Below are 23,393 nucleotides of genomic sequence, written 5' to 3' on the forward strand. Positions count from 1 at the left end.
CGCGTCGTCCGGTGATGCGGGACCGGTGGGTACATCCCTAAGGTGATCCCATGCCTGCCACAGTCAGTTCCACGAAGACCCGAGCGGCGCTGCGTACGTCGGCGCGCATCTCGGTGGAGATTCTGCTGGTCCTGGTGATGACGTGGGTGGCGCTGTGGGTGCTGGGTCGCACCTGGTCGGTGGTCTGGCCGCTGGTCGTCGCCCTGCTCCTCACGACCCTGACCTGGCCGATGGCCCGTTTCCTGCGGCGGCACGGGTGGCGTCCCGCCCTGGCCGCGTCGGCGGTGACCGTGCTGTTCCTGCTGGTCGCCGCGGGGACCGTGGTGCTGATCGCGGTGCCGGTGGCGTCGCAGTCCGGTGACCTGGTCAGCGGCGTGGAGGACGGCATCCAGCAGGTGCGGGAGTGGGCGGCCGGCCCGCCGCTGAACATCGGCGACGACCAGGTCACCCAGGCGTTCGACGCCGCGATCGCCCGCGTTCAGGACAGCGTCGGCAGCATCATCACCGTCACCCTCTCCGGGGTGGGCACTCTGGTCAACGGAGTGGTCACCACCGTCCTGGCGATCTTCCTGATGTTCTTCTTCCTCAAGGACGGTCCGAGGTTCCTGCCCTGGCTGACCCGGCAGTTGCCCGGCCGGCTCGCCACCGACGTCCCGGTGGTGGCCGAGCGGTCGTGGGACGCACTGGGCGCGTTCGTACGGTCCCAGGCGTTCGTCGGGCTGCTGGACGCGGTCTTCATCGGCCTCGGCCTGTGGATCGTGGGCGTGCCGCTGGTGCTGCCGTTGGCGGTGCTGACCTTCGTGTCGGCGTTCGTGCCGATCGTCGGCGCCCTGTTCGCGGGCTTTGTTGCGGTCCTCATCGCGCTGGTGTCGAACGGCCCGACGGACGCGCTGATCGTGCTGGCCATCATCATCGCGGTCCAGCAGCTCGAGGGGAACGTGTTCCAACCCATCATCCAGAGCCGTGGCCTGGGCCTGCATGCGGCGGTGGTCCTGCTGGCGGTGACGCTGGGCGGCAGCCTCGCGGGGATCGTGGGAAGCCTGCTCGCGGTGCCGGTCGCCGCCCTGATCTCGGTGGTGTGGAACTACGTACGGGAGCAGCTCAGCGACCCGGAGCCGGAGACCGGTGAACCGGACCCCGACGAGTCGGTGCCCGCGGCGGAGCCGACCTGATCCGAGGTCGGACCGGGGAGGCTTCGGCCACGGGGTTAATGGCTTGCCGATCGTCGTCACGGATTCCACGATCGGTGCCATGCTCCGATCAGAGGTAATGGATTACTACCGGCGTGGCGGCGAACGGGACCGGCTCGCCGACGGGCAGGGCCGGCTGGAGTATCTGCGTACCTGGGACGTGCTGACCCGGGTGCTGCCGGGGGCGCCGGCGGAGGTGTTGGACGTCGGTGGCGCGACCGGGGTGTACGCCGGGCCGTTGGCCGAGGCGGGTTACCGGGTGCATGTCGTGGATCCCGTGCCGGAGCACGTCGTCGCGGCGGCGTCCCGTCCCGGTGTGACCGCCGAGGTCGGGGACGCGCGGGAGTTGCCCGTGCCCGATGCCAGCGTCGACGCGGTGTTGCTGCTCGGGCCGCTCTATCACCTGCTCGAACGGGAGCAGCGGGTCTCGGCGTGGCGGGAGGCCAAGCGGGCGGTCCGGCCGGGTGGTGTGGTGGTGGCGGCGATGATCTGCCGGTGGGCGTCGATGTTCGACGGTTTCGTGCACGGCTACTACGACGATCCGTCGTTCCGGGAGCTGGTCGAGGGTGTCCTCGTCGACGGGGTGCACCGCAACGTCGACCCGGAGAAGAGTTTTTTCACCAGCGCGTACTTCCACGATCCGGCGGAGGTCGCCGGGGAGGTGACGGACTCGGGCCTGGTGGTCGAGCGGGCGGTCGCGGTCGAAGGCCCGCTCTGGCAGGCCGGCCCCCGATTGGCCGGGATCCTGGCCGATCCCGACCGGACGGAGTTGATGCTGGACATGCTGCGGCGGGTCGAGGAGGAGCCGACCCTGCTCGGCGCCAGCAGCCACTTCCTCGCGGTGGCCCGACACCGGTAAGCCACTGTCGCAGGTACGCCCGGGGCCCGCCGTCCACGACGGCGGGCCCTTCCGTATGCCACCTCGGCGGCAAAAACCACACAACCAAAGATCTGTACGGCACCCCCGCCCGACGCTGCCCGGTCGGCCGCCGGAGCCGGTCCTCCGCAGGTCGGATACACCTACTCGTTGGTCGATATGTCCTGGATCACCCTGGATCGAGTCACGGAGATGACAAGAAAGTTACGACCATATGTTGACTGCCCACAGAAACGGGCGTAAACAAAAGCAAAGCCAAAACGAGCAAGCGGGTGAACAGACATGTACGCCGAGGAACGCCAGCAGGAGATCCTGCGTACCGCCAGGGCGGACGGGCGTGTGGACGTGATGGCGCTGGCCGAGGGCATGAACGTGACGGCCGAGACGATCCGCCGGGACCTGACCGTGCTGGAGCGGGCCGGCATGCTCCGCCGGGTGCACGGCGGGGCGATCCCGGTGGAACGGATCGGGTTCGAGCCCGCGCTCGCCACCCGGGACGCCGTCCTGATCGCGGAGAAGGAACGGATCGCCAAGGCCGCCCTGGCCGAGGTGCCGGAGGAGGGGGCGATCATCCTCGACGCCGGCACCACCACCGCCCGGCTGGCCCAGTTGCTCCCCACCGACCGCGAGCTGACGGTGGTGGTCAACTCGCCGGTGCTCGCCGCGACCCTCGGCACCCGGAGCAATCTCAGTGTGTTGCTGCTCGGCGGGCGGGTTCGGGGCAAGACGCTGGCCACGGTGGACGACTGGGCGCTGCGCCCGCTCGCCGAGATGTACGTCGACGTGGCCTTCATGGGCACCAACGGCTGTTCGGTCGAGCGGGGGATGACCACTCCGGACCCGGCGGAGGCGGCGGTGAAGCGGGCCATGATCGCCGCGGCCCGCCGGGTGGTGCTGCTCGCCGACCACACGAAGATCGGCAACGACTACCTGGCCCGGTTCGGCACCCTCGCCGACCTGGACCTGCTGATCACCGACAGCAGACTCGACGAGGAACTGGCCGACGACGTCGAGGCCGTGGGCGTACGGGTGGTCCGGGCATGATCGTCACGGTCACCCTCAACCCCAGCCTCGACCGGGCGATGGAGATCGGCGCCCTGGTCCGCGGCGAGGTGATCCGGGCCGCGTCCGCACACCTCGATCCCGGTGGCAAGGGGGTCAACGTCTCCCGGGCCCTGCTGGCGAACGGGGTGGCGTCACGGGCCGTGGTGCCCTGTGGCGGGGAGGAGGGCGCCCAGCTCGTCTCGCTGCTGCGGGCCGAGGGGGTCGACCTGGTCGCGGTGCCGATCGCGGGGCGTACCCGGTCCAACATCACGCTCGCGGAGCCGGACGGCACCGTGACGAAGATCAACGAGTCCGGGCCGGTGCTCGCCGCGGACGAGTTCGCCGCGGTGACCGAGGCGGTGCTGGCCGCGGCCGACACCGCGCGCTGGGTGGTGGCCTGCGGCAGCGTTCCACCCGGCCTGCCGGCACGGGCTTTCGGTGAGCTCTGCGCCCGGCTGGTCGCCGCCGGGGTACGGCTCGCCGTCGACACCAGCGGGCCGGCGCTGCGGGCCGCGGCGCAGGCGGGCGCCGCGCTGGTCAAGCCGAACCGGGAGGAGTTGGCCGAGGCGGTCGGCACGCCGCTGCGTTCGCTCGGTGACGTGGTCGACGCCGCCGAGCGGTTGCGCGGCTGGGGGGCCGGTGCGGTCCTGGCGAGCCTCGGTGCCGACGGCGCGGTCCTGGTCGACGACAACGGGGTGTTCACCGGCGAGTCGCCGGTCGAGTTCCCGCGCAGCACCGTCGGCGCCGGCGACGCGCTGCTGGCCGGCTTCCTCGCCGCCGGGGCGCACGGACCGGAGGCGCTGGCCGAGGGGCTGGCCTGGGGGGCGGCGGCGGTCAGCCTGCCCGGTAGCCGGATGCCCGGCCCGGACGACCTGAACCGGCACACCGTACGGCTGCATGCCCGGCCGGACCCGGTCCGGCCGCTGATCGCGGGGGGATGACGGCCATGGCGGCGCACTCACCACCCGAGGCAAAGACCACGGGGTACGGCGACAGACCCGGAACCTCCGGGATGACAGACGAATCCACCTGCGCGCAGGCGCGAGCCATCCTCTGCGAAGGAGTCCCCTCATGGCCGTCTCATACACCCCCGAGGTCCAGGGAGCGGGGTTCAAGGCCCAGGTCCAACGGATCGGTGGCCATCTGGCCGGCATGGTCATGCCCAACATCGGCGCGTTCATCGCGTGGGGTCTGATCACGGCACTGTTCATCCCCACCGGGTGGCTGCCCAACGAGCACCTGGCCCAGCTCGTCGACCCGATGATCGGGGTGCTGCTGCCGGTCCTGATCGGATACACCGGTGGCCGGCTCGTGCACGGTCAGCGGGGCGCGGTGGTCGGCGCGGTCGCCACGATGGGTGTTGTCGTCGGCGCTGACGTACCGATGTTCCTCGGCGCGATGATCATCGGTCCGCTCGCCGCGTACGTGCTCAAACTCTTCGACGGGCTGGTGCAGGACCGGATCCGTCCCGGTTTCGAGATGCTGGTCGACAACTTCTCCGCCGGCATCATCGGCGGCGGCCTCGCGCTGATCGGGGTCTGGGTGATCGGCCCGGTGGTCGAGCAGCTCACCACCTGGGCCGGAGACGCCGTCGACTGGCTGATCAGCAACAACCTCCTGCCGCTCGCCTCGGTCCTGGTCGAGCCGGCCAAGGTGCTCTTCCTCAACAACGCCATCAACCACGGCGTGCTCAGCCCTCTGGCGGTGGCCGAGGCCCAGGAGACCGGCAAGTCCATCCTGTTCATGATCGAGTCGAACCCCGGCCCCGGTATCGGCCTGCTCACGGCGTTCCTGCTCTTCGGACCCCGCAGCCTGCGGCCGAGCGTGCCGGCCGCCATGATCATCCAGTTCCTCGGCGGGATCCACGAGATCTACTTCCCGTACGTGCTGATGAAGCCGCGGCTGATCCTCGCCGCCATCGCCGGCGGAGCGACCGGTGTCGGGACCTTCATGATCACCGGAGCCGGTCTGGTCGCCACCCCGTCACCGGGCAGCATCTTCGCCTACGCGGCGGTCACCCCCAAGGGCGGCTGGTTCGGCGTCTTCCTCGGCGTCCTGCTCGCCGCCGCCGTCTCCTTCGTGGTCGCCTCCGCGCTGCTCGGCTTCGGCCGGCTCAAGAGTGACCAGGAAGCGGCGGAGGAAGTCGACGAGGCCGCCGCAGAGGGCCAACTGCCCGAACCACGACAGCCGGCCACCGACGGCAGCCCGGCCGGGACCCGTACGGCGAACGCCGAAGGCTGACCCACCACCACCGTACGAACGAGAGGGGTGCCCGCCATGGGCAGCATCAACGGCAAGGACGTCCGCAAGATCGTGGTGGCCTGCGACGCCGGCATGGGCAGCAGCGTGATGCTCGCCAGCCAGCTCCGGAAGCAGCTCAAGAAGTTCTCGGTCACGGTCGAACACACGCCGGTCAACTCCATCCCGGCCGACGCCGACGTGGTGGTCACCCACAGCGGGCTGGCCGCCCGGGCCCGGGCCAGCGCCCCGGACAAGATCGTCGTGCCGTTCCAGGTGTTCATCGGCGACCCGGCCGTGACCAAAGTGGTCAAGGCGATCGAGAAGGGCGACGAGATCAGTGGCTGACAACCTGGCCGAGCTCCTCGACCCCGCGGCCCTGCGCCTGCACGAGAGCGCGGTCGACCGTGACGACGCGATCCGCCGCTGCGGGCAGGTGCTGGTCGACATCGGCGCGGCCGACCCCGCGTACGTGGAGACCATGCTCGCCCGCGAACGCTCCGTCCCCACCTACATCGGCGAGGGGGTGGCCATCCCGCACGGCACCCTCGCCGGCAAGGACCTCGTCCACCGCGACGCGCTGGCCGTGCTCCGGTTCCCCGACCCGGTGGACTGGGACGGCCAGCCGGTCACCGTCTGCGTCGCGATCGCCGCCCGAGGCGACGGGCACGTCGAGATCCTGGCCCGCCTCGCCGACATCCTGCTCGACCCCGACCAGGCCCGCGAACTGCGCGAGGCCTCCCAACCCGACGACGTGCTGCGCCTGTTCGCGGCGGCACGGGAGGACAGCAACTCATGAAGGTCGTTCGTTTCCACGCCCCCGGTGACGTACGGATCGAGGACGTACCGGAGCCCACCCCGGGCACCGGCGACGTCAAGATCCGGGTACGCAACTGCTCCACCTGCGGCACCGACGTCAAGATCTCCAAGTTCGGGCACCACCACATCCACCCGCCACGAGTGATGGGGCACGAGATCGCCGGTGAGGTGGTCGAGACCGGGGCGGACGTCACCGGCTGGGCCCCCGGCGACCGGGTCCAGGTCATCGCGGCGGTCCCCTGTGGGCAGTGCGCCGAGTGCCGGCGGGGCCGGATGACCGTCTGCCCGAACCAGGAGTCGATGGGCTACCACTACGAGGGCGGGTTCGCCCAGTACCTGGTCGTACCGGCCAAGGTACTCGCGGTCGACGGGCTCAACCGGATCCCGGACGGGGTGGACTTCGCCGAGGCATCGGTCGCCGAACCGCTCGCCTGCGTCCTCAACGGACAGGAACTCGCCCGCGTCGGCACCGGCGACGACGTGGTGGTCATCGGCTCCGGCCCGATCGGCTGCCTGCACGTACGGTTGGCCCGCGCCCGCGGTGCCGCCCGGGTGTTCCTGGTCGACCTCAACCGGGCCCGGCTGGACCTGGCCGCCGACCTGGTCGCCCCGGACGCGGCGATCTGCGGCGCGGAGGTCGACCCGGTGGACGAGATCCTGAAACTTACCGACGGCCGGGGCGCCGACGTCATCATCACCGCCGCCGCTTCGGGCGCCGCCCAGGAGCAGGCGATCCAGATGGCCGCCCGGCAGGGCCGGATCAGCTTCTTCGGCGGCCTGCCGAAGGACAACCCGATCATCGCCTGCGACTCCAACCTGGTGCACTACCGGGAGCTGACCATCGTCGGCGCCAACGGTTCCAGCCCGGCCCACAACGCCGAGGCACTACGGCTGATCGCTACCGGGGCGGTGCCGGTCGCCGACCTGATCACCCACCGGCTCCCGCTGGACCGGGCGATCGACGCGTTCGGCATCGTCGCCCGTGGCGAGGCCATCAAGGTCACCATCGAGCCCTGAGCTGTAGCGGGCCGAGCTGAAGAGGGAGGGCCACTCATGCCCACGCGTACCGTCGCCGTTGGATCCGCCAGCGGTCTGCACGCCCGCCCGGCGGCGCTGTTCGTCGCCGCCGCCGCGGCACAGCCGGTCCGGGTCACGATCCGGGTCGGTGACAAGCGGCCGGTACCGGCCAACAGCATGCTCTCGGTGCTCTCCCTCGGCGCCAAACGCGGCACCGAGGTGGTCATCGAGGCCGAGGGGGAGGGGGCCGAGGCCGCCCTGGACGCCCTCGCCGACCTGCTGGTCCGGGACCTCGACGCCGAAGAGGCCGCCGATGCCTGAGTCGTCGGCTCCGCAGCCGCTGCGCGGCATCGGGGTCAGCCGGGGCGTGGCCGGTGGCCCGTTGCTCCGGGTCGGTGCGGTGCCCACCCTGCCCGCACCGGCCCCGGTGGACGATCCGTCGGGAGAGGCCGATCGGGCGATCGCCGCGCTCGCCGAGGTGGTCGCCGAACTCGGCCGGCGCGCCGACCGGGCCCGCGAGCAGACCGTCGCCGACGTGCTCCGGGCCCAGGCGATGATGGCCGACGACCCGGTCCTGGCCGACGGCGTACGCGAGGAGGTGGCCGCCGGTCGGGACGCGCCGCACGCCATCGACGCCGCCTTCGCCACTCACCGGGCGGCGTTCGAGGCGGCCGGGGGTTACCTCGCCGAACGGGTCGCCGACCTCGACGACCTGCGTGACCGGGCGGTCGCGGTGTGCCTGGGACTGCCGATGCCAGGGGTGCCCGCACCCGGTCACCGGTACGTGCTCGCCGCCCGCGACCTCGCCCCGGCCGACACGGTCGACCTGGACCCGGAGCAGGTCGTCGCGCTCGTCACCGAGGTCGGCGGCCCGACCAGCCACACCGCGATTCTCGCCCGCGCACTGGGGCTGCCCGCGGTCGTCGGCGTCATCGGGCTCGGGGACCTGGACGACGGAACCGTGGTGCTGGTGGACGGCACCACCGGTCTGGTCGAGGCCGGTCTCGACGACGCAGCCCTGGCCGCCCGCCAGTCGGTCGCGAAGGCAGCCGCCGCCGGCACGGCAACCGTGACCGGGCCGGGGCGTACCTCCGACGGGCACCCGGTTGCCCTGCTGGCCAACGTCGGGGCCGCGCGGGAGGTGCCGCCCGTCGACGACGCGGAGGGCGTCGGCCTGTTCCGAACCGAACTGCTCTTCCTCGACCGGACCCGCGAACCCGGTTTGGACGAGCAGGCGGCGGCGTACCGGGAGGTGTTCGACCGGATGGCCGGACGCCGGGTGGTCATCCGTACCCTCGACGCGGGCGCGGACAAGCCGTTGCCGTTCCTGCGTCAGGCGGAGGAGCCGAACCCGGCGCTCGGGGTCCGCGGGTTGCGGGTGGCCCGGCGACAACCGGCGGTCCTGCGTACGCAGCTCGAGGCGATCGCCCGCGCGGCGGCCGACACGGGCGCGGACGTGTGGGTGATGGCCCCGATGGTCGCCACCCGCGCCGAGGCGGCCGGTTTCGCCGAGGCGGTACACGCCGCCGGCCTGCCGAAGGCCGGGGTGATGATCGAGGTGCCGGCCGCGGCGCTGCGCGCGGGTCAGCTCCTCGACGTTGTCGACTTCCTCAGCATCGGCACCAACGACCTGAGCCAGTACACGTTCGCCGCCGACCGGCAGTGCGGCGACCTGGCCGAACTGCTCGACCCGTGGCAGCCCGCGCTGCTGCAGCTCATCGCGGTTGTCGCGACCGCCGGGCGGGCAGCGGGCAAACCGGTCGCGGTCTGCGGGGAGGCGGCCGCCGACCCCCTGCTCGCCCCCGTCCTGGCGGGCCTCGGCGTCACCAGCCTCTCCATGTCCGGACCCGCCCTGCCGTGGGTACGGGCGGCACTGGCCGAACACACCTTCGCCGACTGCGAGCGGTTGGCGAAGCTGGCCCTCGACGCCGACGACGCCCGCCACGCCCGGGCACTCGTCGGCGTCGCCTGACACGGCAGCTGCGAAGGCCCCGAGTCTGCCGCGTCACGGCCCGGGCGCGTGCGGACGGCCGCCACGCGGCCGGGCCACCGGAGGCGCCGAACTCAACCGCAGGAGGTCTCCCGTTCGAGTCTGGCCGGGAGCATGCGGGTACCGCGGGCGTGGTCGTAGTAGGTGGCGTCCCGGTCGGTGGCCGGTGCGAGGTCGATCGGCCCGTCCTGCTCGACGAGGGCGTCGTCGATCGCGCGGGTACCGGCGTCGGACTTGACCCAGGCGCCGATCGGGTCGCTGAACAGCACACCCCCGACGTTCCACGCCACGTGTTCCAGAGCGGCGGCGTCGAGCGTGATCGCGATGGTCGAGCAGGGCGGCACCACGGAGAGGAGGAAGTACCCACCGAAGCGGCGTCGTTCGGCGAGCGGCGGACCGCCCAGGGAGAAGTTCAGCAGATGTACGTGGCGCAGGGGAGCCGCCGAACGGTTCTGTAGCCGGGTGATGACGGTGCCATTGCCGTCGTCCCACTCGTCCCAGTACGCCACCAGATCGGCGTTGCGGCGACTGTCCTGCTCCTGCTGCTCCCTGGCGAGATCCTGTTGCTCCGCGATGACCTGCCGCTGGCTGTTGAACGCGAGGTACGCCACGATCCCTCCCGCAATCGCCACCACACAGGCCAGCACGCTCGCCGTCGCCTGGATCCAGAGCGCCCACAGTTCCGTACGGCGGTACCGGTTGTCATCGTTGTCCGCCACGTCGGCGTCCTCCTTCGCGTTTTCGTCGGGTCCGATTCCGGGCAGGACAAGGGTAGGGGCGCTGGGCGAGCCGGCACCGGTCCGCCGGGTGCTGACAGAGACGGTAGAGCGAGCACTGTGGCGCACCCCGCCGCCCAGGGTCGTACGATTGCCGAATCGAATAGATGATTGGCGATCTTCGGGGGATTCAGTGGTCGATCAGCCGGTACGTCGTGTCTTCACCCCACCGCCGCAGCCCGGCCCGTCCGGATCGGACGGTTCGGCCGCGACACCACCACCGGACCCGGTACGCATCACCGGGGTCGCGTCCGGCTTCATGACGGCGAAGGCGCTCTTCGTCGCCGCCGAGGTCGGCCTCTTCGCCGCAGTCCCCGCTGAGGGCGCGTCCGCCCGCACGATTGCCGAGCGGTGCGAACTGCCGGAGCGCAGCGCCCGTGCCCTGGCCGACCTGATGGTGGCGGCGGGCCTGCTCGAACACGACGGGCGGCACTACCGCAACGCGCCCGACGCCGAGGCGTTCCTCGCCGGCCGTGGGCCGCTGGACCTGCGCGCGATGCTTCGTTACTGGGACACGGTCAGCTATCCCACCTGGACCAGGGCATCCACCGCCTTCCGGACCCGCCAGGGCGTACGCGCCGAACTCGACGGGGCGCAGACCCAGGCGTACGAGTCGGCGGTGGCCCTGGTGACGGCGGAGACGGCCGCGGACGTCGCCGCGGCGTACGACTTCGGCCCGCACCGGCGGGTGCTCGACGTCGGTGGTGGGATCGGGACCTTCGCCAGACCGATCCTGCGTGCCTTCCCGCGGTTGACCGCGACCCTGCTCGACCTGCCCGAGGTGGTGGAGGTGGCCCGCGCGGAGGTCTCCGGTGACCCCCTGGCGGACCGGATAGAGCTACGCGGTGCCGACGTGTTCGTCGACCCGCTGCCGGAGGGGCACGACGCGGTGATCGTGGCGAACTTCCTGCACCTGTTCTCCCCGGAGCGCAACGTCGAGTTGCTGACCCGGCTGCGCGCGGCGGTGGCGCCGCAGGGGCGGCTGCTGCTGGTCGACTGGTGGCGCGACCCGGTGGCGCCGCATCCGGCGACCCGGCTCGGGGCGGGGGAGTTCCTCATGATCAGCGGTGGCGACACGTACGAGGCGGCGGACGTGGCCCGGTGGCTCGAGGTGAGCGGTTGGCGGTTCGTCACCCACCTGCCGCTGCCACCACCGTCCGGACTGATCGTCGCGGAGCCGGAGCCGGAGCCGGAGCCGGAGCCGGAGCCGGACCGGTGAGTGGGAGCGAGGGCGGGTGGCCCGTCCCCGCGCCACGGCCCGGCGGGCGGGCGGTCCCGACGCCGGCCGGTGACCGGCATGGTGCGGCGACCGCGTCGGGTGGTGCGGCGGCGCGTCCCCGGGATCGACTTCGCCGGATGAGGGGCTTTGCCGGTAGGTTCTTCGCCGTGGAGGAAGTCGACCGTGCCATCATCGCCGCGCTGACCGCCGACGGCCGTTTGTCGTACACCGACCTGGCCGAGAAGGTGGGGCTGTCGGTGTCCGCGGTGCACCAGCGGGTACGCCGGCTGGAGCAGCGGGGTGTCATCACCGGTTACACCGCGAAGGTGTCGTTCGACGCGTTGGAGTTGCCGCTGACGGCCTTCGTGGCGGTCCGGCCGTTCGACCCGTCGCAGCCGGACGACGCGCCGGAGCGGCTTGCCCACCTGCCGGAGATCGAGTCGTGCTACTCGGTGGCGGGGGAGGACTCCTACCTCCTGCTGGTGCGGGTCGCCAGTCCGGTCGACCTGGAGCGGGTGCTGCAGGAGATCCGTACCTCGGCGAACGTGACCACCCGGACCACGGTGGTGCTCTCCACCCCGTACGAGAGCCGGCCGCCGAGGGTCAGTCGCGCCCCGCGGTGACCGGCGGTCCGGCCGCGCCTCCGGTGTTCCAGCGCAGGATCACCCGGCGTTCGTGCTCGTAGCCGAGCGCGGAGACGGTGGCCGTGTCCAGCCGGAGCAGGCCGCCGCCGCTGGCGGGTAGCCCGATCCAGCGGGCGCCGGCGACCCGGAGGCTGTGCCCGTGCGCGACCAGGGCGACATCACCGTCGGCGAGCAGTTCGGTGGCCCGGTTCAGGATCCGGTCGAGCCGTCCCCCGACCTGCTCGGGGGACTCACCGTCCGGACAACCGTCGGTCCAGAGGTTCCACCCCGGCCGTTCCTGTTGGATCTCCTTGGTGGTGCGTCCCTCGTAGTCGCCGTAGTTCCATTCGGCGAGGTTGTCGTCGACCGTGGTGACGGTCAGGCCCGCCAACTCGGCCGTGCGCAGCGCGCGGGTGCGGGGGCTGGAGATGACGGCGGCGAAGCGCCGGCCGGCGAGCTGGTCGCGAACCGCGCGGGCCTGGCCCTCCCCGGCGGGGTTGAGGGCCAGATCGGTGTACGAGGTGTGCCGGTGTGCGGCACTCCACTCGGTTTCGCCGTGCCGGATGAGAACGATCTCTGCCACCCGGTTAGTTAAGCACGCCCACCAGGACTAGCTTCCTAGGATGCCCTACCGGGTGTGCGCCCACCCACCGAAGCCACCAAGGTTTTCACCGACCCGGAACCGGGGACTCACAAGAAGGCCGGAAACCGGACTAGTCACGAGGAGTCGAAATGAGCCTCACCGATAAGGCCAAGCAGAAGGCCGAACAGATGACGGGCGCCGCCAAGGAGAAGTACGGCGACGCGACCGACAACGAGCAGATGCGCGCCGAGGGGTCCCGGCAGCAGGCCGGTTCCAAGGCCAAGCAGGCCGGCGAGAACGCCAAGGACGCCGGCAAGAACATGAAGGACGCCTTCAACAAGTAAGCGTGTGGACGGCAGTGGGGCCACCGGTGTTCACCGGTGGCCCCACTGGTCGTACGGGACAGATCAGGTCAGGGTGCTCGGCTCGTGGGTCGCCCACCAGGCCTGCCCGGACTCGGGCAAGGTGTCGATCGGGTCGTAGTAGGCGTATCGCCGGCCGACCGCGGCCAGGTCGGCCGATTCGATGGAGGTGCGGTAGTTCTTGGTCCAGTAGGAGATGCCGCGCTCGCGGTCGTACTCGGTGAGCATGTGCACCCAGCGCTTGCCGACGAACGGCACGTCGCAGACGATCCGTGGGGTGGCGTAACCCGGCAGGTAGCCCATCATGTCGTGCTGGAGTTGCTGGGCGTGCCAGACCGGCACCCGCCAGTGCTCGGCGTTGGGGATCATGTCGCACATGTAGAAGTAGTACGGCAGGATGCCGGCCTCGCCCTGGAGCGCGAAGCAGAGGTCGAGCAGGTCCGGTGCGGTGGCGTTCACACCGCGCATCAGTACGCCCTGGTTGCGTACGTCGCGTACGCCGACCTCAAGTGCGGTCTGCGCGGCTCGGGCGACCAGTGGGGTGAGTGACTGGGCGTGGTTGACGTGGGTGTGGATGGCCAGGTTGACGCCCCTGCGGGCGGCGGTGCGGGCGACGCGTTCGAGGCCTTCGACGACGTCGGGCTGCAGCCAGTGCTGGGGGAGTCCCATCAGGGCCTTGGTGGCGAGCCGGATGTCGCGGATGGTCTCGATTTCGAGCAGGCGCATCAGGTACGACTCGAGGTTGCGCCAGGGGACGTTGGCGACGTCGCCGCCGGAGACGACCACGTCGCGTACGCCGGGGTGGGCGCGGAGGTAGTTGATGTGGCCGTCGTAGCGGTCAACCGGCTTGAGGCTGAGTTTGAGCTTGTCGACGGTGGGGGTGGAGTTGCCGACGAGGTCCATCCGGGTGCAGTGCCCGCAGTACTGGGGGCAGGTGGAGAGCAGTTCGGCGAGGACCTTGGTGGGGTAGCGGTGGGTGAGGCCCTCGGCGACCCACATGTCGTGTTCGTGGAGCGAGTCGCGGGTGGCGTACGGGTGTGACGGCCAGTCGGTGCGCCGGTCCGAGGCGACCGGGATCATGTAGCGGCGGACCGGGTCGGCGAGGAATGCCTCCGTGGTCATCGGCGCGTCCGGCACCATCGTGTTGATCATCTGTGGTGGGACCAGCATCGACATGGTGGCCAGCGCGGCCTGGTCGGCGGCGAGGTCGGTGTAGAAGCTGTCGTCGACGAGGTCGCCGAGTACGGCGCGGAGCTGTTTGGCGTTCTTGACGCAGTTGGTGCGTTGCCACTGGGCCGATTCCCACTGTTCGCGGGTGACGTGGCGCCAGCCGGGGAAGCGGGTCCAGTCGGGTTCGACCAGTGGTCGGCGGCGGTATTCGTACGGTTGGCCGGCGAGTGGTGTGGTGGTGTCGGTCGGCCGCGGCTGCGGGATGGCCTCAACTGGGTGTGTCTGCGTCACGGACCCTCCTCGGGCTGCGCGGTACCGGTGACGGTCCGAAGGCTACTGGAAAATATCCTGTGCAGGAATTATTCTGCCGTAAGTTTTCCCGCTACGCGATCTGTTGGCAACGTGACTGACTTTGGAAGGGGCGCTTCGATGAGCTCACCCGTGGGGCTGCACCGTGTGCTCGAACCGGTCGGCGTGTTGCCTCAGGCGGCGTGGCGGCTCGATCCGGGTGGTCCGGTGGGCGCGGACGAGGTACGGATCCGGGTGGAGCGGTTGAACCTGGACGCGGCGAGTTTCCGGCAGTTGTCGGAGAAGCACGGTGGCGACGGGGCGGCGGTGCGGGCCGAGGTTCTGGAGATCATCACATCTCGGGGCAAGATGCATAATCCGGTCACGGGCTCGGGCGGCATGCTGATCGGGGTGGTGGACGAGGTCGGGCCGTCCTCGCCGCTGAGGGTGGTGCCGGGCGATCGGGTGGCGACCCTGGTGTCGCTGACGCTGACCCCGCTGGTGGTCACCGACGCCCTGGCGGGCTGGGACGGGCTCGGCGAGCAGGTGCCGTGCGCCGGGTACGCGGTGTTGTTCGCCCGGTCGGTGGTCGCGGTGCTGCCGGACGACCTCGATCCGCGGTTGAGTCTGGCGGTCCTGGACGTGTGCGGAGCCCCGGCGCTGACCGCCCGGGTGGTGTCGGGGTACGTGTCCCCGTCGGTGGCGGTGCTGGGCGGGGGCGGTAAGAGCGGGGCGTTGGCGTTGGCTGCCGCGCGGCGGGCGGGTGCCGGTCGTACGGTGGGGGTGGTGCCGGTGTCGGCGGAACGGGACCGGCTCCTCGCGGCCGGGCTGGCCACGGAGGTCGCGTTGGCCGACGCCCGTGATCCGGTGGGGTTGGCGGCGGCGGTGTCCGGGGCGTTGGGTGGTCCGGCGGACGTGACGGTGGTCTGCGTGGACGTGCCGGGGTGCGAGCACGGGGCGATCCTGGCGACCGCGGACGGCGGTACGGTGATCTTCTTCTCGATGGCGACGAGTTTCGCGGCGGCGGCGTTGGGTGCGGAGGGGTTGGCCGCGGACGTGACGATGCTGGTCGGGAACGGGTACGTGCCCGGGCACGCCGAGTTGGCGTTGGAGCTGGTGCGGTCCGAGCCCGGGGTGCGTGCGTTGTTCGAGGCCCGGATCGCGGCAGACTGATCACATGACTTCCCCCTCGACTCTGTACCGCGGTGGCCACCTCTACTGCCCCGGTGATCCGACGGCGACCGCGTTGTTGGTCCGGGACGACCGGATTGCCTGGATTGGCGCGGACGCGGACGCGCCGCCCGCCGACGTGGTGGTGGATCTCGCAGGTGCGCTGGTGACGCCGGCGTTCGTGGATTCGCACGTGCACGCGACCGACACCGGGCTGGCGTTGTCCGGGCTGGATCTGTCGTCGGCCCGGTCGGGGGCGGAGGTGAGCGCGGCGGTGGCGGCGTTCGCGGCGGCTCTCCCGGCGGACGCCGTGGTGTTGGGGCACGGTTGGGACGAGTCGTACTGGTCGGATCAGCGGCCACCGTCGGCGGCGGAGTTGGACCGGGCGGCGGGTGGGCGGCGGGTGTACCTGTCGCAGGCGTCGATCCATTCGGCGTTGTGTTCGTCGGCGTTGCTGGCGGCGGCGCCGGAGGTGGTGTCGGCGACCGGGTACGACGCGTCGGGTTGGTTGCGGCGCGACGCGCACCACGTGGTGCGGGCGTTGGCGTTCGGGTCGGTGACCCGGGAGCAGCGGGTGGCGGCGCAGCGGGTGGCGTTGGCACGGGCGGCGTCGTTGGGGATCGCGGCGGTGCACGAGTGCGGTGGTCCGGACATTTCCGATGAGGTGGATTTCGCGGGTGTGTTGGCGTTGTCCGGTGACGGTGGGCCGGAGGTGTTCGGCTACTGGGGTGAGTTGATGGGGGCGGCGCGGGCGCGGGAGTTGGGTGCGGTGGGTGCCGGTGGGGACCTGTTCGCCGACGGGGCGTTGGGTTCGCGTACGGCGCATCTGTCGTCGGCGTACCTCGATGGTGACGAGGGTGCGTGCGGGCACGGGTACGTGTCGGCGGAGCAGGTCCGTGACCATCTGTTGGATTGTGCGCGGCACGGGATGCAGGGCGGGTTCCACGCGATCGGGGACGCGGCGATCGGGACGGTCCTGGACGGGTTCGCGCTGGCGGCGGGGACGTTGGGGGTGGATCGGCTGCGGGCGGCCCGGCATCGGGTGGAGCACGCGGAGATCATGAGCAAGCGGTTGATCGCCGGTTTCGTCGAGTACGGGATCGTGGCGAGCATGCAGCCGGCGTTCGACCGGTTGTGGGGTGGCGAGGACCGGATGTACGCGCAGCGCCTGGGGGTGGCGCGGTCGTTGGAGTCGAATCCGATGGGTGCGATGCACGGGGTGGGTGTGACGTTGGCGTTCGGGTCGGATTCGCCGGTGACGCCGTTGGATCCGTGGGGTTCGGTGCGGGCGGCGGTGGCGCATTTCAATCCGGCGCAGCGGATGAGTGCGAGGGCGGCGTTCGCGGCGCACACCCGTGGTGGGTGGCGGGCGGTGTTCCGGGACGACGAGGGTGTGTTGGCGCCGGGTGCGCCGGCGACGTTCGCGGTGTGGTCGGCGCCGGCGGGGGTGGAGCGGGGGTTGCCGGTGCTGGTGGCCCCGGATGTGGAGTTGCGGGGGCCGGAGGATCCGACGCTGTTGCCGGTGTGTCGGCGTACGGTGCGGCGCGGTCAGGTGATCTACGAGGCGCTCGACTGAGCGGCCCCGGCGGGTTTCGAGAAGGGAACGTCGTGACGAGCAAGCTCGCGTTGGACGCGGCGGTGGTGGCCCGGGCGCGGGAGTTGGCGCGCCGGGCCGGGCAGCCGGTGGTGGATCTGGCCCGTGGTCATACGACGGTGTCGGTGGAGCGGGCCGTGTTGCGGCTGGCCGGGGTGACGGGGGCGGATCCGGACGGGATTCCGTGGGTGAACCGGTTGGTCGATGCGGTGGTCGACGAGGTCGGGTTGGCGCACGGGGTGTCGTTGCCGGTGTTCGACGCGTTGGCGCGTGAGGGTCTGGCCGGTGGTGAGGTGGGGCCTGCGTTGACGTTGTTGGCGCAGAAGGCGGCGGCTGGGTCGGTGGGTTTCGCGGTGCCGTCGGGTAGGGCGGCGACGGCGGCGCGGTCGGCGGCGCGGCGGGCGACGGGTGCGGGGTTGCGGTTGGTTGACCGGCGGCGGGCCGAGCGGGAGCGGCTGGTGCGGCGGTACGGGGATCCGGTGCGGCGGCCGTGGATCTACCTGATCGTGGCGACGGGGGATATCTACGAGGACATTCCGCAGGCGCAGGCGGCGGCGCGGGCGGGTGCGGATGTGATCGCGGTGATCCGGTCGACGGGTCAGTCCCTGTTGGATTATGTGCCGGAGGGGGCGACCCGGGAGGGTTTCGCGGGAACGTACGCGACGCAGGAGAATTTCCGGTTGATGCGGGCGGCGTTGGATGAGTCGTCGCGGGAGCTGGGCCGGTATGTGCGGTTGACGAATTACGCGTCGGGGTTGTGCATGCCGGAGATGGCGGCGTTGGCCGGCCTGGAGCGGCTGGACATGATGTTGAACGACTCGATGTACGGGATCCTGTTCCGTGACATCAACCCGATCCGTACGTTCGTGGACCAGCGGTTTTCGCGGCAGGTCCACGCCCGGGCGGGGATCATCATCAACACCGGTGAGGACAACTACCTGACCACTGCGGATGCGGTGGACGAGGCGCACACGGTGACGGTGTCGCAGTTGCTGAACGAGTTCTTCGCGCACGAGGCGGGGTTGGCGGACTGGCAGTTGGGGCTGGGGCACGCGTTCGAGATCAATCCGGATGTGCCGGAGTCGTTCCGGTTGGAGTTGGCGCATGCGTTGCTGGCCCGGGAGTTGTTCCCGGAGGCGCCGTTGAAGTGGATGCCGCCGACGAAGCACATGACCGGGGACGTGTTCCGGGGGAACCTGTTGGACGGGTTCTTCAACCTGGCGGGGGCGATGACCGGGCAGGGGATTCTGCTGGTCGGGATGATGACCGAGGCGGTGGTGACGCCGTGGTTGTCCGATCGGGACATCGCCCTGCAGAACGTGCGGTACGTGTTGGGTGCGGCCGGTGGGTTGCACGAGGATTTCGTGCCGGCGCCGGGTGGGTTCATCCAGCAGCGGGCGTCGCGGGTGTTGGACGAGGCGGTGGGGTTGTTGTCCCGGATCGCCGACGACACGTTGTTGAACGCGATCGCGGAGGGCACGTTCGGGATCATGAAGCGTCCGGCGGATCGGGGCAAGGGTCTGTCCGGGGTGGCGGCGCACGCAGAGGGTTACTACAACCCGGCGACGGAGTTGCTGGAGCGCGATCAGATGGCGGCGGCCGGGCGGGGGGTGGCGGCGTGACCGGGTCGGTGGTGCGGCCGTACGGGGACACGACCGGTGACGGCATGGTGCAGGTGTCGTTCACGTTGCCGCTCGCGCACGACAAGCGGGCCGAGGGTGCGGCGTTGCAGTTGGCCGGGAAGATGGGCCTGGAGCCGGCGATGCTGGTGCACGCGAAGCAGATGGGTGACGGGTTCACCTTCTTCGTCGTCTACGGGCGGGTGGGTCATCTGGTCGACACCGATGCCGTACGGGTGGTGGAGCGGGATTTCCCGTTGTTGTCGGCGAAGGACGTCAACGCGTTGGTGAAGTCCCGGCTGCGGCGCAAGTTGTCGGTGGTGGGGGCGTGTATCGGGTCGGATGCGCATACGGTCGGGATCGACGCGATCCTGAACGTGAAGGGTGTGGCGGGTGAGAAGGGTCTGGAGTACTACCGGGAGTTGAAGGTGACGAACCTGGGCGCGCAGGTGAGCGTGCCCGAGTTGGTGGAGGCGGCCCGGGTGGAGAAGGCGGACGCGGTGCTGGTGTCGCAGGTGGTGACGCAGCGGGATGCGCATCTGCACAACACCCGGGAGATGTCGGCGGCGTTCCGGGAGGCGATGCCGGCGGGTCGGCGGCCGTTGCTGATCGTCGGTGGGCCCCGGTTCGACGAGTTGATGACCGGTGAGCTGGGTGTGGATCGGATCTTCGGTCGGGGGACGACGCCTCGGGAGGTGGCCAGTTATCTGGTGCACGAGTTGGTGGTCAACCGGGAGGCCCGGGTCGGTGCGGCGAAGGGGACGCGGTGATGGGTGACGAGCGGGTCGGGTTGACGGTGGTCCACCGGCGGTATGTGCCGTACGGGCACGCGCACTATGCGGGGGATCTGGTCGACGGGGCGTACGCGTTGGGGTTGTTCGGGGACGTGGCGACGGAGGTGTGTATCCGTACCGACGGGGACGAGGGGTTGTTCGCCTCGTACGGCGAGGTGCAGTTCCGGGCGCCGGTGCGGGCCGGTGACGTGCTGGAGGTGGTGGCGACGGTGACCCGGGTCGGTACCCGGAGCCGGACGATCGACTTCGAGTGCCGGGTGGTGTGTCGGGGGCGGCCGGAGTGGGGGGCTTCGGCGGCGGAGGTGTTGGATCCGCCGTTGGTGGCGGTGACGGCGACCGGGACGGTGGTGGTGCCGGCACCACCACCGGGTGGGGCGCCGGGCGCGGTGCCGCGGCTGCTGTGAGCGGGTACGCGGTCTGCGCCGACGTCGGTTCGACGTTCACGAAGGTCGCGGTGGTGGAGTTGGCCACCGGGGCGTTGGTGGCTTCGGCGGCGCGACCGACGACGGTCGGTTCCGATGTGCTGCACGGCCTGGATGCCGCGGTCACGCAGGCGGCGGGCCCGGATGCCGCGTCGATGCCGTGGTACGTGTGCTCGTCGGCCGGTGGCGGGTTGCGCCTGGCGGTGGTCGGTTACGAGGAGTTGGTGACGGCGCGGGCGGGGCAGCAGGTCGGGCTGTCGGCCGGGGCGCGGGTGGTGCACGTCGCCGCGGGCCGGTTGGACCGGGCGGGTGTGACCGGTCTGCGGGCGGCGCGCCCGGACGTGGTGCTGCTGGTCGGGGGGACCGACGGCGGTGATGGTGAGGTGCTGTTGCACAACGCGGCCCGGTTGGCGGCGGCCCGGTGGCGGGTGCCGGTGGTGGTGGCCGGGAACGTGGAGGTCCGTTCGGAGGTCGCCGGGGTGTTGGCCGACCGGGGGGTGCCGGTGACGGTGGCCGGGAACGTGTTGCCGCGGATCGGGGTGTTGGCGCCGTTGTCGGCGCGGGCGGCGATCCGGGATGTGTTCCTGCGGCATGTGATCGGTGGGAAGCGGCTGTCGCGCGGTGGCCGGTTCGCCGGGTTGGTTCGGGCGGCGACCCCGGAGGCGGTCCTGACCGGGGTGGAGGTGCTCGCCGACCAGCTCTCCGGTGACCTGGTGGTCGTCGACGTCGGTGGTGCGACCACGGACGTGTATTCGGTGCTGACGCCGGACGAGCGGGCGAAGGGGCCGGCGCGGGCGGCCGCGGGCACGTTGTGGCGGGCCCGGACGGTCGAGGGTGACCTGGGGATGCGGTGGAGCGCGCCGGGGGTGGTGGCGGCGGCGCAGGCGGAGCGGATGCTGGTCGCGGGTGAGGTGGAGTTGTTGACGGCCGCGGCCGCCGACCGGGCGGCGGATCCGGGGTTCCTGGCGGTTGATGCGGGTGCGCGGGCGGTCGACCGGCGGATCGCCGGGTTGGCGGCGACGGTGGCGTTGCGGCGGCATGCGCGGGGCGCTTCGGTCGGCGACGGCGGGGGCCGTGATCTGCGGGACGTCCGGTTGATCATCGGTTCGGGGGGTGTCCTTCGCCACGCCGGGGCGCAGGATGCGGTGGCGGTTCTCGATGTGGTGTTGGCCGACCACGGCGGTGGGTGGGCGTTGCCGAGGGCGGCGACACCGGTCGTTGATGATCAGTATGTGCTGGCCGCCGCGGGGTTGTTGGCGGCGGAACATCCGGTTACGGCGGTCGCCCTGTTGCGCCGGTATCTGCTCGCCGGGGATTGATCGGCGACTCGCGGGGTCCGACACGCCGAATTGATCGGGCCGACTTGGCCGCTGGCGGTTGACAGGGCCGGGGGTCCACCACGTACCGTCTTTGAGTCCTACCACGGGAAGCGGCTGTTGTTCGCTTCGTCCCTTCGTCCGCTGGCCGAGTGACTGTTTTCGATGTCGCAGCGGCCAGGTCCAGCGGGCGGGGGTCGGCGGGGCGGCGCGAACCGGCCGCGGTTACCGGTGTAAGGGCAGGATGACGTGCACGGCCAGTAGACAACGGCCTGACGGGGACAGCCAGTCCTCCTCCGGTCGGTCCGAAGGTCGTGACGGGTCATCTCTGCCACACCGGCCGGGAAGGGCCTGGGAGCATCGGGGCGCGGCCATTGGCCGCGCCCCGATTTTGTCTGCCCGGACGGCACCCGTTTTCCGGCGGGCCGGTGCTGTCGGGGCCGGACGTGGTGGTGGGTACGGGGCGGGCCGGTAGCCTTCGCCGGGGAACATCCGCCGCCGATCGGTGCGGTGGTGGCCGGACTGGTGGTGAGGCGCAGGTGGCGATGGTGGACTCGGCGGACACGCGGCTCGGGACGGGTCACGAACCGGTGGTGTCGGCCGGTGAACGGCCCCGGCCGCTGCCGTTGTGGGTCGCGGTCCTGGCGGCCCTGGCGGGCGGTGGGGCGCTGCTGCTCGCCTTCCCGCCGTACGGGCTGTGGTGGCTGGCGCCGGTCGGGGTGGCGTTGCTCGCCGCCGCGACGCACCGGCGCCGGTTACGGGCCGGCGCCGGACTGGGCGCGTTGACCGGGTTGGCCCTGTTTGTGCCGATGTTGGCCTGGACGAACCTGCACACCGGTTACCTGCCGTGGCTGCTGCTGTCCGGGTTGCAGGCCGGCTACCTGGCCCTGCTGGGGTTGGCAACCGCCCTGGTGAGCCCGGTGGTGGACCGGTGGCGCTGGTCGTGGCCGGCGGTGACCGGGGTCCTGTGGGTGGCGCAGGAGGCGCTGCGGGACCGGACCCCGTTCGGTGGGTTCCCGTGGGGGCGGCTGGCGTTCAGCCAGGCGGATTCGCCGCTGGTGCGGTGGGCGGTCCTCGGCGGGGCACCGCTGGTGACGTTCGTGACCGCGCTCGCCGGCGGCTTCCTGGTCGCCGCCGTCTGGTGGGCGGCCACCGGATGGCGTCGCCCCGCCGCCGTGGACCCCTCCTCCGGCTCCGGTCGGGTACGGGTCGGTCTGCCGGCGTTCGGTGCCGCCGTGGCGGCGGTGGCGGTGGTCCTGGTCGGGCTCCTGGTGCCGTTGGGTTCCGGCGCCGGCTCCGGTGCCGCCACCGTGGCGATCGTCCAGGGCAACGTGCCCCGGCTCGGGTTGGACTTCAACGCCCAGCGGCGGGCGGTGCTGGAGAACCACGCGAACGCCACCATCGACCTCGCCGCCCGGGTTGCCGCCGGTACGGCGACCCAACCGGACCTGGTCGTCTGGCCGGAGAACGCCAGCGACGTCGACCCGCTGCGCGACCGGACGGCGGCGAACGAGATCACCGCCGCGGCGGACGCGATCAAGGCGCCGATCCTGGTTGGCGCGGTACTGCTCGGCCCCGGTCAGGGGCAGATCCGCAACACGGGACTGCTGTGGCTGCCGGGAACCGGCCCGGATCTGGACCAGATGTACTTCAAACGGCATCCGGTGCCGTTCGCGGAGTACATCCCGTTGCGCAGCATCGCCCGCAGGGTCAGCTCCGAGGTCGACCGGGTCCGGTCGGATTTCGTCGCCGGCACCCGGCCCGGTGTCATCACCACCGGTGGGGTGACCCTCGGCGACGTCATCTGCTTCGAGGTCGCGTACGACGAGGTGGTCCGGGACACCGTCACCGGTGGGGCCCAGCTGCTGGTGGTACAGACGAACAACGCCACGTTCGACGTGGCCGAGGCCCGCCAGCAGATGGCGATGGTGCAGTTACGGGCGGTCGAGCACGGCCGTGAGGCGCTGATGGCCTCCACGGTCGGGGTGTCCGGGTTCGTCGGGGCCGATGGGCGGGTAACCGGTGCGACCGGGTTCAACACCCCAGCGGTGGTGGTCCGGGAAGTGCACCTCGGGGACGCCCGTACGGTCGCCACCCGGGTCGGTTTCTGGCCCGAGGTGGTGCTGGTGGGTCTGGCCGTCGCGGCGCTCGTGACGGCCGTGGTGACCCGCCGACGCCGGGTGGTCCCCGCAGACGGTCCGTCGGTGGCGGGGGGTGATGTCGACCCCGCGACCGCGGCAGATGCGGAGGAGCGGTGAGTGAGACAACCGGTGCGGTCGAGC

At 71.3% G+C, this 23,393-nt stretch carries 23 protein-coding genes; 20 read left to right on the forward strand and 3 right to left on the reverse strand.

Annotated features, from left to right (window positions below; translation table 11 throughout):
• Positions 1-50: 50 nt before the first annotated feature.
• From ACWEFB_RS01320 to ptsP, 10 genes are all read left to right on the forward strand, one after another.
• Positions 51-1,172: an AI-2E family transporter gene (locus ACWEFB_RS01320; protein WP_452281092.1), complete on the forward strand. Its 1,122-nt coding sequence runs from the start codon at positions 51-53 to the stop codon at positions 1,170-1,172.
• A 79-nt stretch (positions 1,173-1,251) separates the two neighbouring features.
• Positions 1,252-2,049 (forward strand): class I SAM-dependent methyltransferase, encoded by a 798-nt coding sequence (locus ACWEFB_RS01325; RefSeq protein WP_452281094.1) that lies wholly within the window; start codon positions 1,252-1,254, stop codon positions 2,047-2,049.
• Between the two features lie 300 nt (positions 2,050-2,349).
• On the forward strand, positions 2,350-3,111 hold the full coding sequence (locus ACWEFB_RS01330) for a DeoR/GlpR family DNA-binding transcription regulator (protein WP_452281096.1): 762 nt from the start codon (positions 2,350-2,352) through the stop codon (positions 3,109-3,111).
• Positions 3,108-4,052, forward strand: coding sequence for a 1-phosphofructokinase (gene pfkB, locus ACWEFB_RS01335; RefSeq protein ID WP_326558443.1), 945 nt, complete (start codon positions 3,108-3,110; stop codon positions 4,050-4,052). The genes ACWEFB_RS01330 and pfkB overlap by 4 nt, the downstream gene beginning before the upstream one ends.
• Before the next feature lie 130 nt (positions 4,053-4,182).
• Entirely contained in the window at positions 4,183-5,352 is a 1,170-nt protein-coding gene (gene mtlA / locus ACWEFB_RS01340; protein WP_452281098.1) for a mannitol-specific PTS transporter subunit IIC, read from the forward strand.
• 36 nt (positions 5,353-5,388) lie between these two features.
• Complete coding sequence (locus tag ACWEFB_RS01345) at positions 5,389-5,697, forward strand: PTS lactose transporter subunit IIB (protein ID WP_452281100.1); 309 nt, start codon at positions 5,389-5,391, stop codon at positions 5,695-5,697.
• Positions 5,690-6,148, forward strand: a complete 459-nt coding sequence (locus ACWEFB_RS01350; RefSeq protein WP_326558440.1) for a PTS sugar transporter subunit IIA — start codon at positions 5,690-5,692, stop codon at positions 6,146-6,148. Before ACWEFB_RS01345 ends, ACWEFB_RS01350 begins: the two co-directional genes overlap by 8 nt.
• Positions 6,145-7,185 carry a zinc-dependent dehydrogenase gene (locus ACWEFB_RS01355; RefSeq protein ID WP_452281102.1) on the forward strand — a complete coding sequence of 347 codons (1,041 nt, stop codon included), beginning with the start codon at positions 6,145-6,147 and terminating at the stop codon, positions 7,183-7,185. The genes ACWEFB_RS01350 and ACWEFB_RS01355 overlap by 4 nt, the downstream gene beginning before the upstream one ends.
• Positions 7,186-7,221: 36 nt before the next feature.
• Positions 7,222-7,506 carry an HPr family phosphocarrier protein gene (locus ACWEFB_RS01360; RefSeq protein WP_452281104.1) on the forward strand — a complete coding sequence of 95 codons (285 nt, stop codon included), beginning with the start codon at positions 7,222-7,224 and terminating at the stop codon, positions 7,504-7,506.
• Positions 7,499-9,157 (forward strand): phosphoenolpyruvate--protein phosphotransferase, encoded by a 1,659-nt coding sequence (gene ptsP / locus ACWEFB_RS01365; protein WP_452281106.1) that lies wholly within the window; start codon positions 7,499-7,501, stop codon positions 9,155-9,157. Before ACWEFB_RS01360 ends, ptsP begins: the two co-directional genes overlap by 8 nt.
• Before the next feature lie 92 nt (positions 9,158-9,249).
• On the opposite strand, the gene ACWEFB_RS01370 is transcribed toward ptsP, so the two are convergent.
• Positions 9,250-9,894, reverse strand: a complete 645-nt coding sequence (locus ACWEFB_RS01370; protein ID WP_452281108.1) for a hypothetical protein — start codon at positions 9,892-9,894, stop codon at positions 9,250-9,252.
• A 190-nt stretch (positions 9,895-10,084) separates the two neighbouring features.
• Here ACWEFB_RS01370 and ACWEFB_RS01375 point away from each other — a divergent pair, with 190 nt between their 5' ends.
• Both ACWEFB_RS01375 and ACWEFB_RS01380 read left to right on the forward strand, forming a co-directional pair.
• Positions 10,085-11,170: a methyltransferase gene (locus ACWEFB_RS01375; RefSeq protein WP_452281110.1), complete on the forward strand. Its 1,086-nt coding sequence runs from the start codon at positions 10,085-10,087 to the stop codon at positions 11,168-11,170.
• 167 nt (positions 11,171-11,337) lie between these two features.
• Positions 11,338-11,793: an Lrp/AsnC family transcriptional regulator gene (locus ACWEFB_RS01380; protein WP_452281112.1), complete on the forward strand. Its 456-nt coding sequence runs from the start codon at positions 11,338-11,340 to the stop codon at positions 11,791-11,793.
• On the opposite strand, the gene ACWEFB_RS01385 is transcribed toward ACWEFB_RS01380, so the two are convergent.
• The gene (locus tag ACWEFB_RS01385; RefSeq protein ID WP_452281114.1) at positions 11,774-12,376 is read right to left on the reverse strand and encodes a histidine phosphatase family protein; all 603 of its coding nucleotides are present in this window, start codon (positions 12,374-12,376) and stop codon (positions 11,774-11,776) included. The genes ACWEFB_RS01380 and ACWEFB_RS01385 overlap by 20 nt on opposite strands.
• A 149-nt stretch (positions 12,377-12,525) precedes the next feature.
• Between ACWEFB_RS01385 and ACWEFB_RS01390 the strand changes: the two genes are divergently transcribed.
• The gene (locus tag ACWEFB_RS01390; protein WP_326558431.1) at positions 12,526-12,720 is read left to right on the forward strand and encodes a CsbD family protein; all 195 of its coding nucleotides are present in this window, start codon (positions 12,526-12,528) and stop codon (positions 12,718-12,720) included.
• 63 nt (positions 12,721-12,783) lie between these two features.
• Here the strand turns inward: ACWEFB_RS01390 and ACWEFB_RS01395 are convergent, their stop codons facing one another.
• Entirely contained in the window at positions 12,784-14,199 is a 1,416-nt protein-coding gene (locus ACWEFB_RS01395; RefSeq protein ID WP_452281116.1) for a KamA family radical SAM protein, read from the reverse strand.
• Between the two features lie 138 nt (positions 14,200-14,337).
• Here ACWEFB_RS01395 and kdd point away from each other — a divergent pair, with 138 nt between their 5' ends.
• The 7 genes from kdd (at position 14,338) to lnt (ending at position 23,369) form a co-directional block, all read left to right on the forward strand.
• Complete coding sequence (kdd, locus tag ACWEFB_RS01400) at positions 14,338-15,369, forward strand: L-erythro-3,5-diaminohexanoate dehydrogenase (RefSeq protein ID WP_452281118.1); 1,032 nt, start codon at positions 14,338-14,340, stop codon at positions 15,367-15,369.
• Positions 15,370-15,373: 4 nt separating this feature from the next.
• Positions 15,374-16,942, forward strand: coding sequence for an amidohydrolase (locus tag ACWEFB_RS01405; protein ID WP_452281120.1), 1,569 nt, complete (start codon positions 15,374-15,376; stop codon positions 16,940-16,942).
• Between the two features lie 32 nt (positions 16,943-16,974).
• Positions 16,975-18,582 (forward strand): lysine 5,6-aminomutase subunit alpha, encoded by a 1,608-nt coding sequence (kamD, locus tag ACWEFB_RS01410; RefSeq protein WP_452281122.1) that lies wholly within the window; start codon positions 16,975-16,977, stop codon positions 18,580-18,582.
• The gene (gene kamE / locus ACWEFB_RS01415) at positions 18,579-19,349 is read left to right on the forward strand and encodes a lysine 5,6-aminomutase subunit beta (protein WP_326558427.1); all 771 of its coding nucleotides are present in this window, start codon (positions 18,579-18,581) and stop codon (positions 19,347-19,349) included. Before kamD ends, kamE begins: the two co-directional genes overlap by 4 nt.
• Positions 19,349-19,777, forward strand: a complete 429-nt coding sequence (kal, locus tag ACWEFB_RS01420; RefSeq protein ID WP_452281125.1) for a 3-aminobutyryl-CoA ammonia lyase — start codon at positions 19,349-19,351, stop codon at positions 19,775-19,777. The genes kamE and kal overlap by 1 nt, the downstream gene beginning before the upstream one ends.
• The gene (locus tag ACWEFB_RS01425) at positions 19,774-21,114 is read left to right on the forward strand and encodes a glutamate mutase L (RefSeq protein ID WP_452281127.1); all 1,341 of its coding nucleotides are present in this window, start codon (positions 19,774-19,776) and stop codon (positions 21,112-21,114) included. Before kal ends, ACWEFB_RS01425 begins: the two co-directional genes overlap by 4 nt.
• A 542-nt stretch (positions 21,115-21,656) precedes the next feature.
• On the forward strand, positions 21,657-23,369 hold the full coding sequence (gene lnt / locus ACWEFB_RS01430; RefSeq protein ID WP_452281404.1) for an apolipoprotein N-acyltransferase: 1,713 nt from the start codon (positions 21,657-21,659) through the stop codon (positions 23,367-23,369).
• The last annotated feature ends 24 nt before the right edge of the window (positions 23,370-23,393 follow it).

The sequence above is a fragment of the Micromonospora sp. NPDC004704 genome, assembly GCF_053601675.1.

Bases quoted from the DNA above. Each gene is read 5' to 3' on its own strand.
- pfkB (WP_326558443.1), top strand. From the start codon at position 3,108: ATGATCGTCACGGTCACCCTCAACCCCAGCCTCGACCGGGCGATGGAG.
- kal (WP_452281125.1), top strand. From the start codon at position 19,349: ATGGGTGACGAGCGGGTCGGGTTGACGGTGGTCCACCGGCGGTATGTG.
- ACWEFB_RS01360 (WP_452281104.1), top strand. From the start codon at position 7,222: ATGCCCACGCGTACCGTCGCCGTTGGATCCGCCAGCGGTCTGCACGCC.
- kdd (WP_452281118.1), top strand. From the start codon at position 14,338: ATGAGCTCACCCGTGGGGCTGCACCGTGTGCTCGAACCGGTCGGCGTG.
- ACWEFB_RS01355 (WP_452281102.1), top strand. From the start codon at position 6,145: ATGAAGGTCGTTCGTTTCCACGCCCCCGGTGACGTACGGATCGAGGAC.
- mtlA (WP_452281098.1), top strand. From the start codon at position 4,183: ATGGCCGTCTCATACACCCCCGAGGTCCAGGGAGCGGGGTTCAAGGCC.
- ACWEFB_RS01330 (WP_452281096.1), top strand. From the start codon at position 2,350: ATGTACGCCGAGGAACGCCAGCAGGAGATCCTGCGTACCGCCAGGGCG.
- lnt (WP_452281404.1), top strand. From the start codon at position 21,657: ATGGTGGACTCGGCGGACACGCGGCTCGGGACGGGTCACGAACCGGTG.
- ACWEFB_RS01390 (WP_326558431.1), top strand. From the start codon at position 12,526: ATGAGCCTCACCGATAAGGCCAAGCAGAAGGCCGAACAGATGACGGGC.
- ACWEFB_RS01405 (WP_452281120.1), top strand. From the start codon at position 15,374: ATGACTTCCCCCTCGACTCTGTACCGCGGTGGCCACCTCTACTGCCCC.
- ACWEFB_RS01320 (WP_452281092.1), top strand. From the start codon at position 51: ATGCCTGCCACAGTCAGTTCCACGAAGACCCGAGCGGCGCTGCGTACG.
- ptsP (WP_452281106.1), top strand. From the start codon at position 7,499: ATGCCTGAGTCGTCGGCTCCGCAGCCGCTGCGCGGCATCGGGGTCAGC.
- ACWEFB_RS01325 (WP_452281094.1), top strand. From the start codon at position 1,252: ATGCTCCGATCAGAGGTAATGGATTACTACCGGCGTGGCGGCGAACGG.
- ACWEFB_RS01345 (WP_452281100.1), top strand. From the start codon at position 5,389: ATGGGCAGCATCAACGGCAAGGACGTCCGCAAGATCGTGGTGGCCTGC.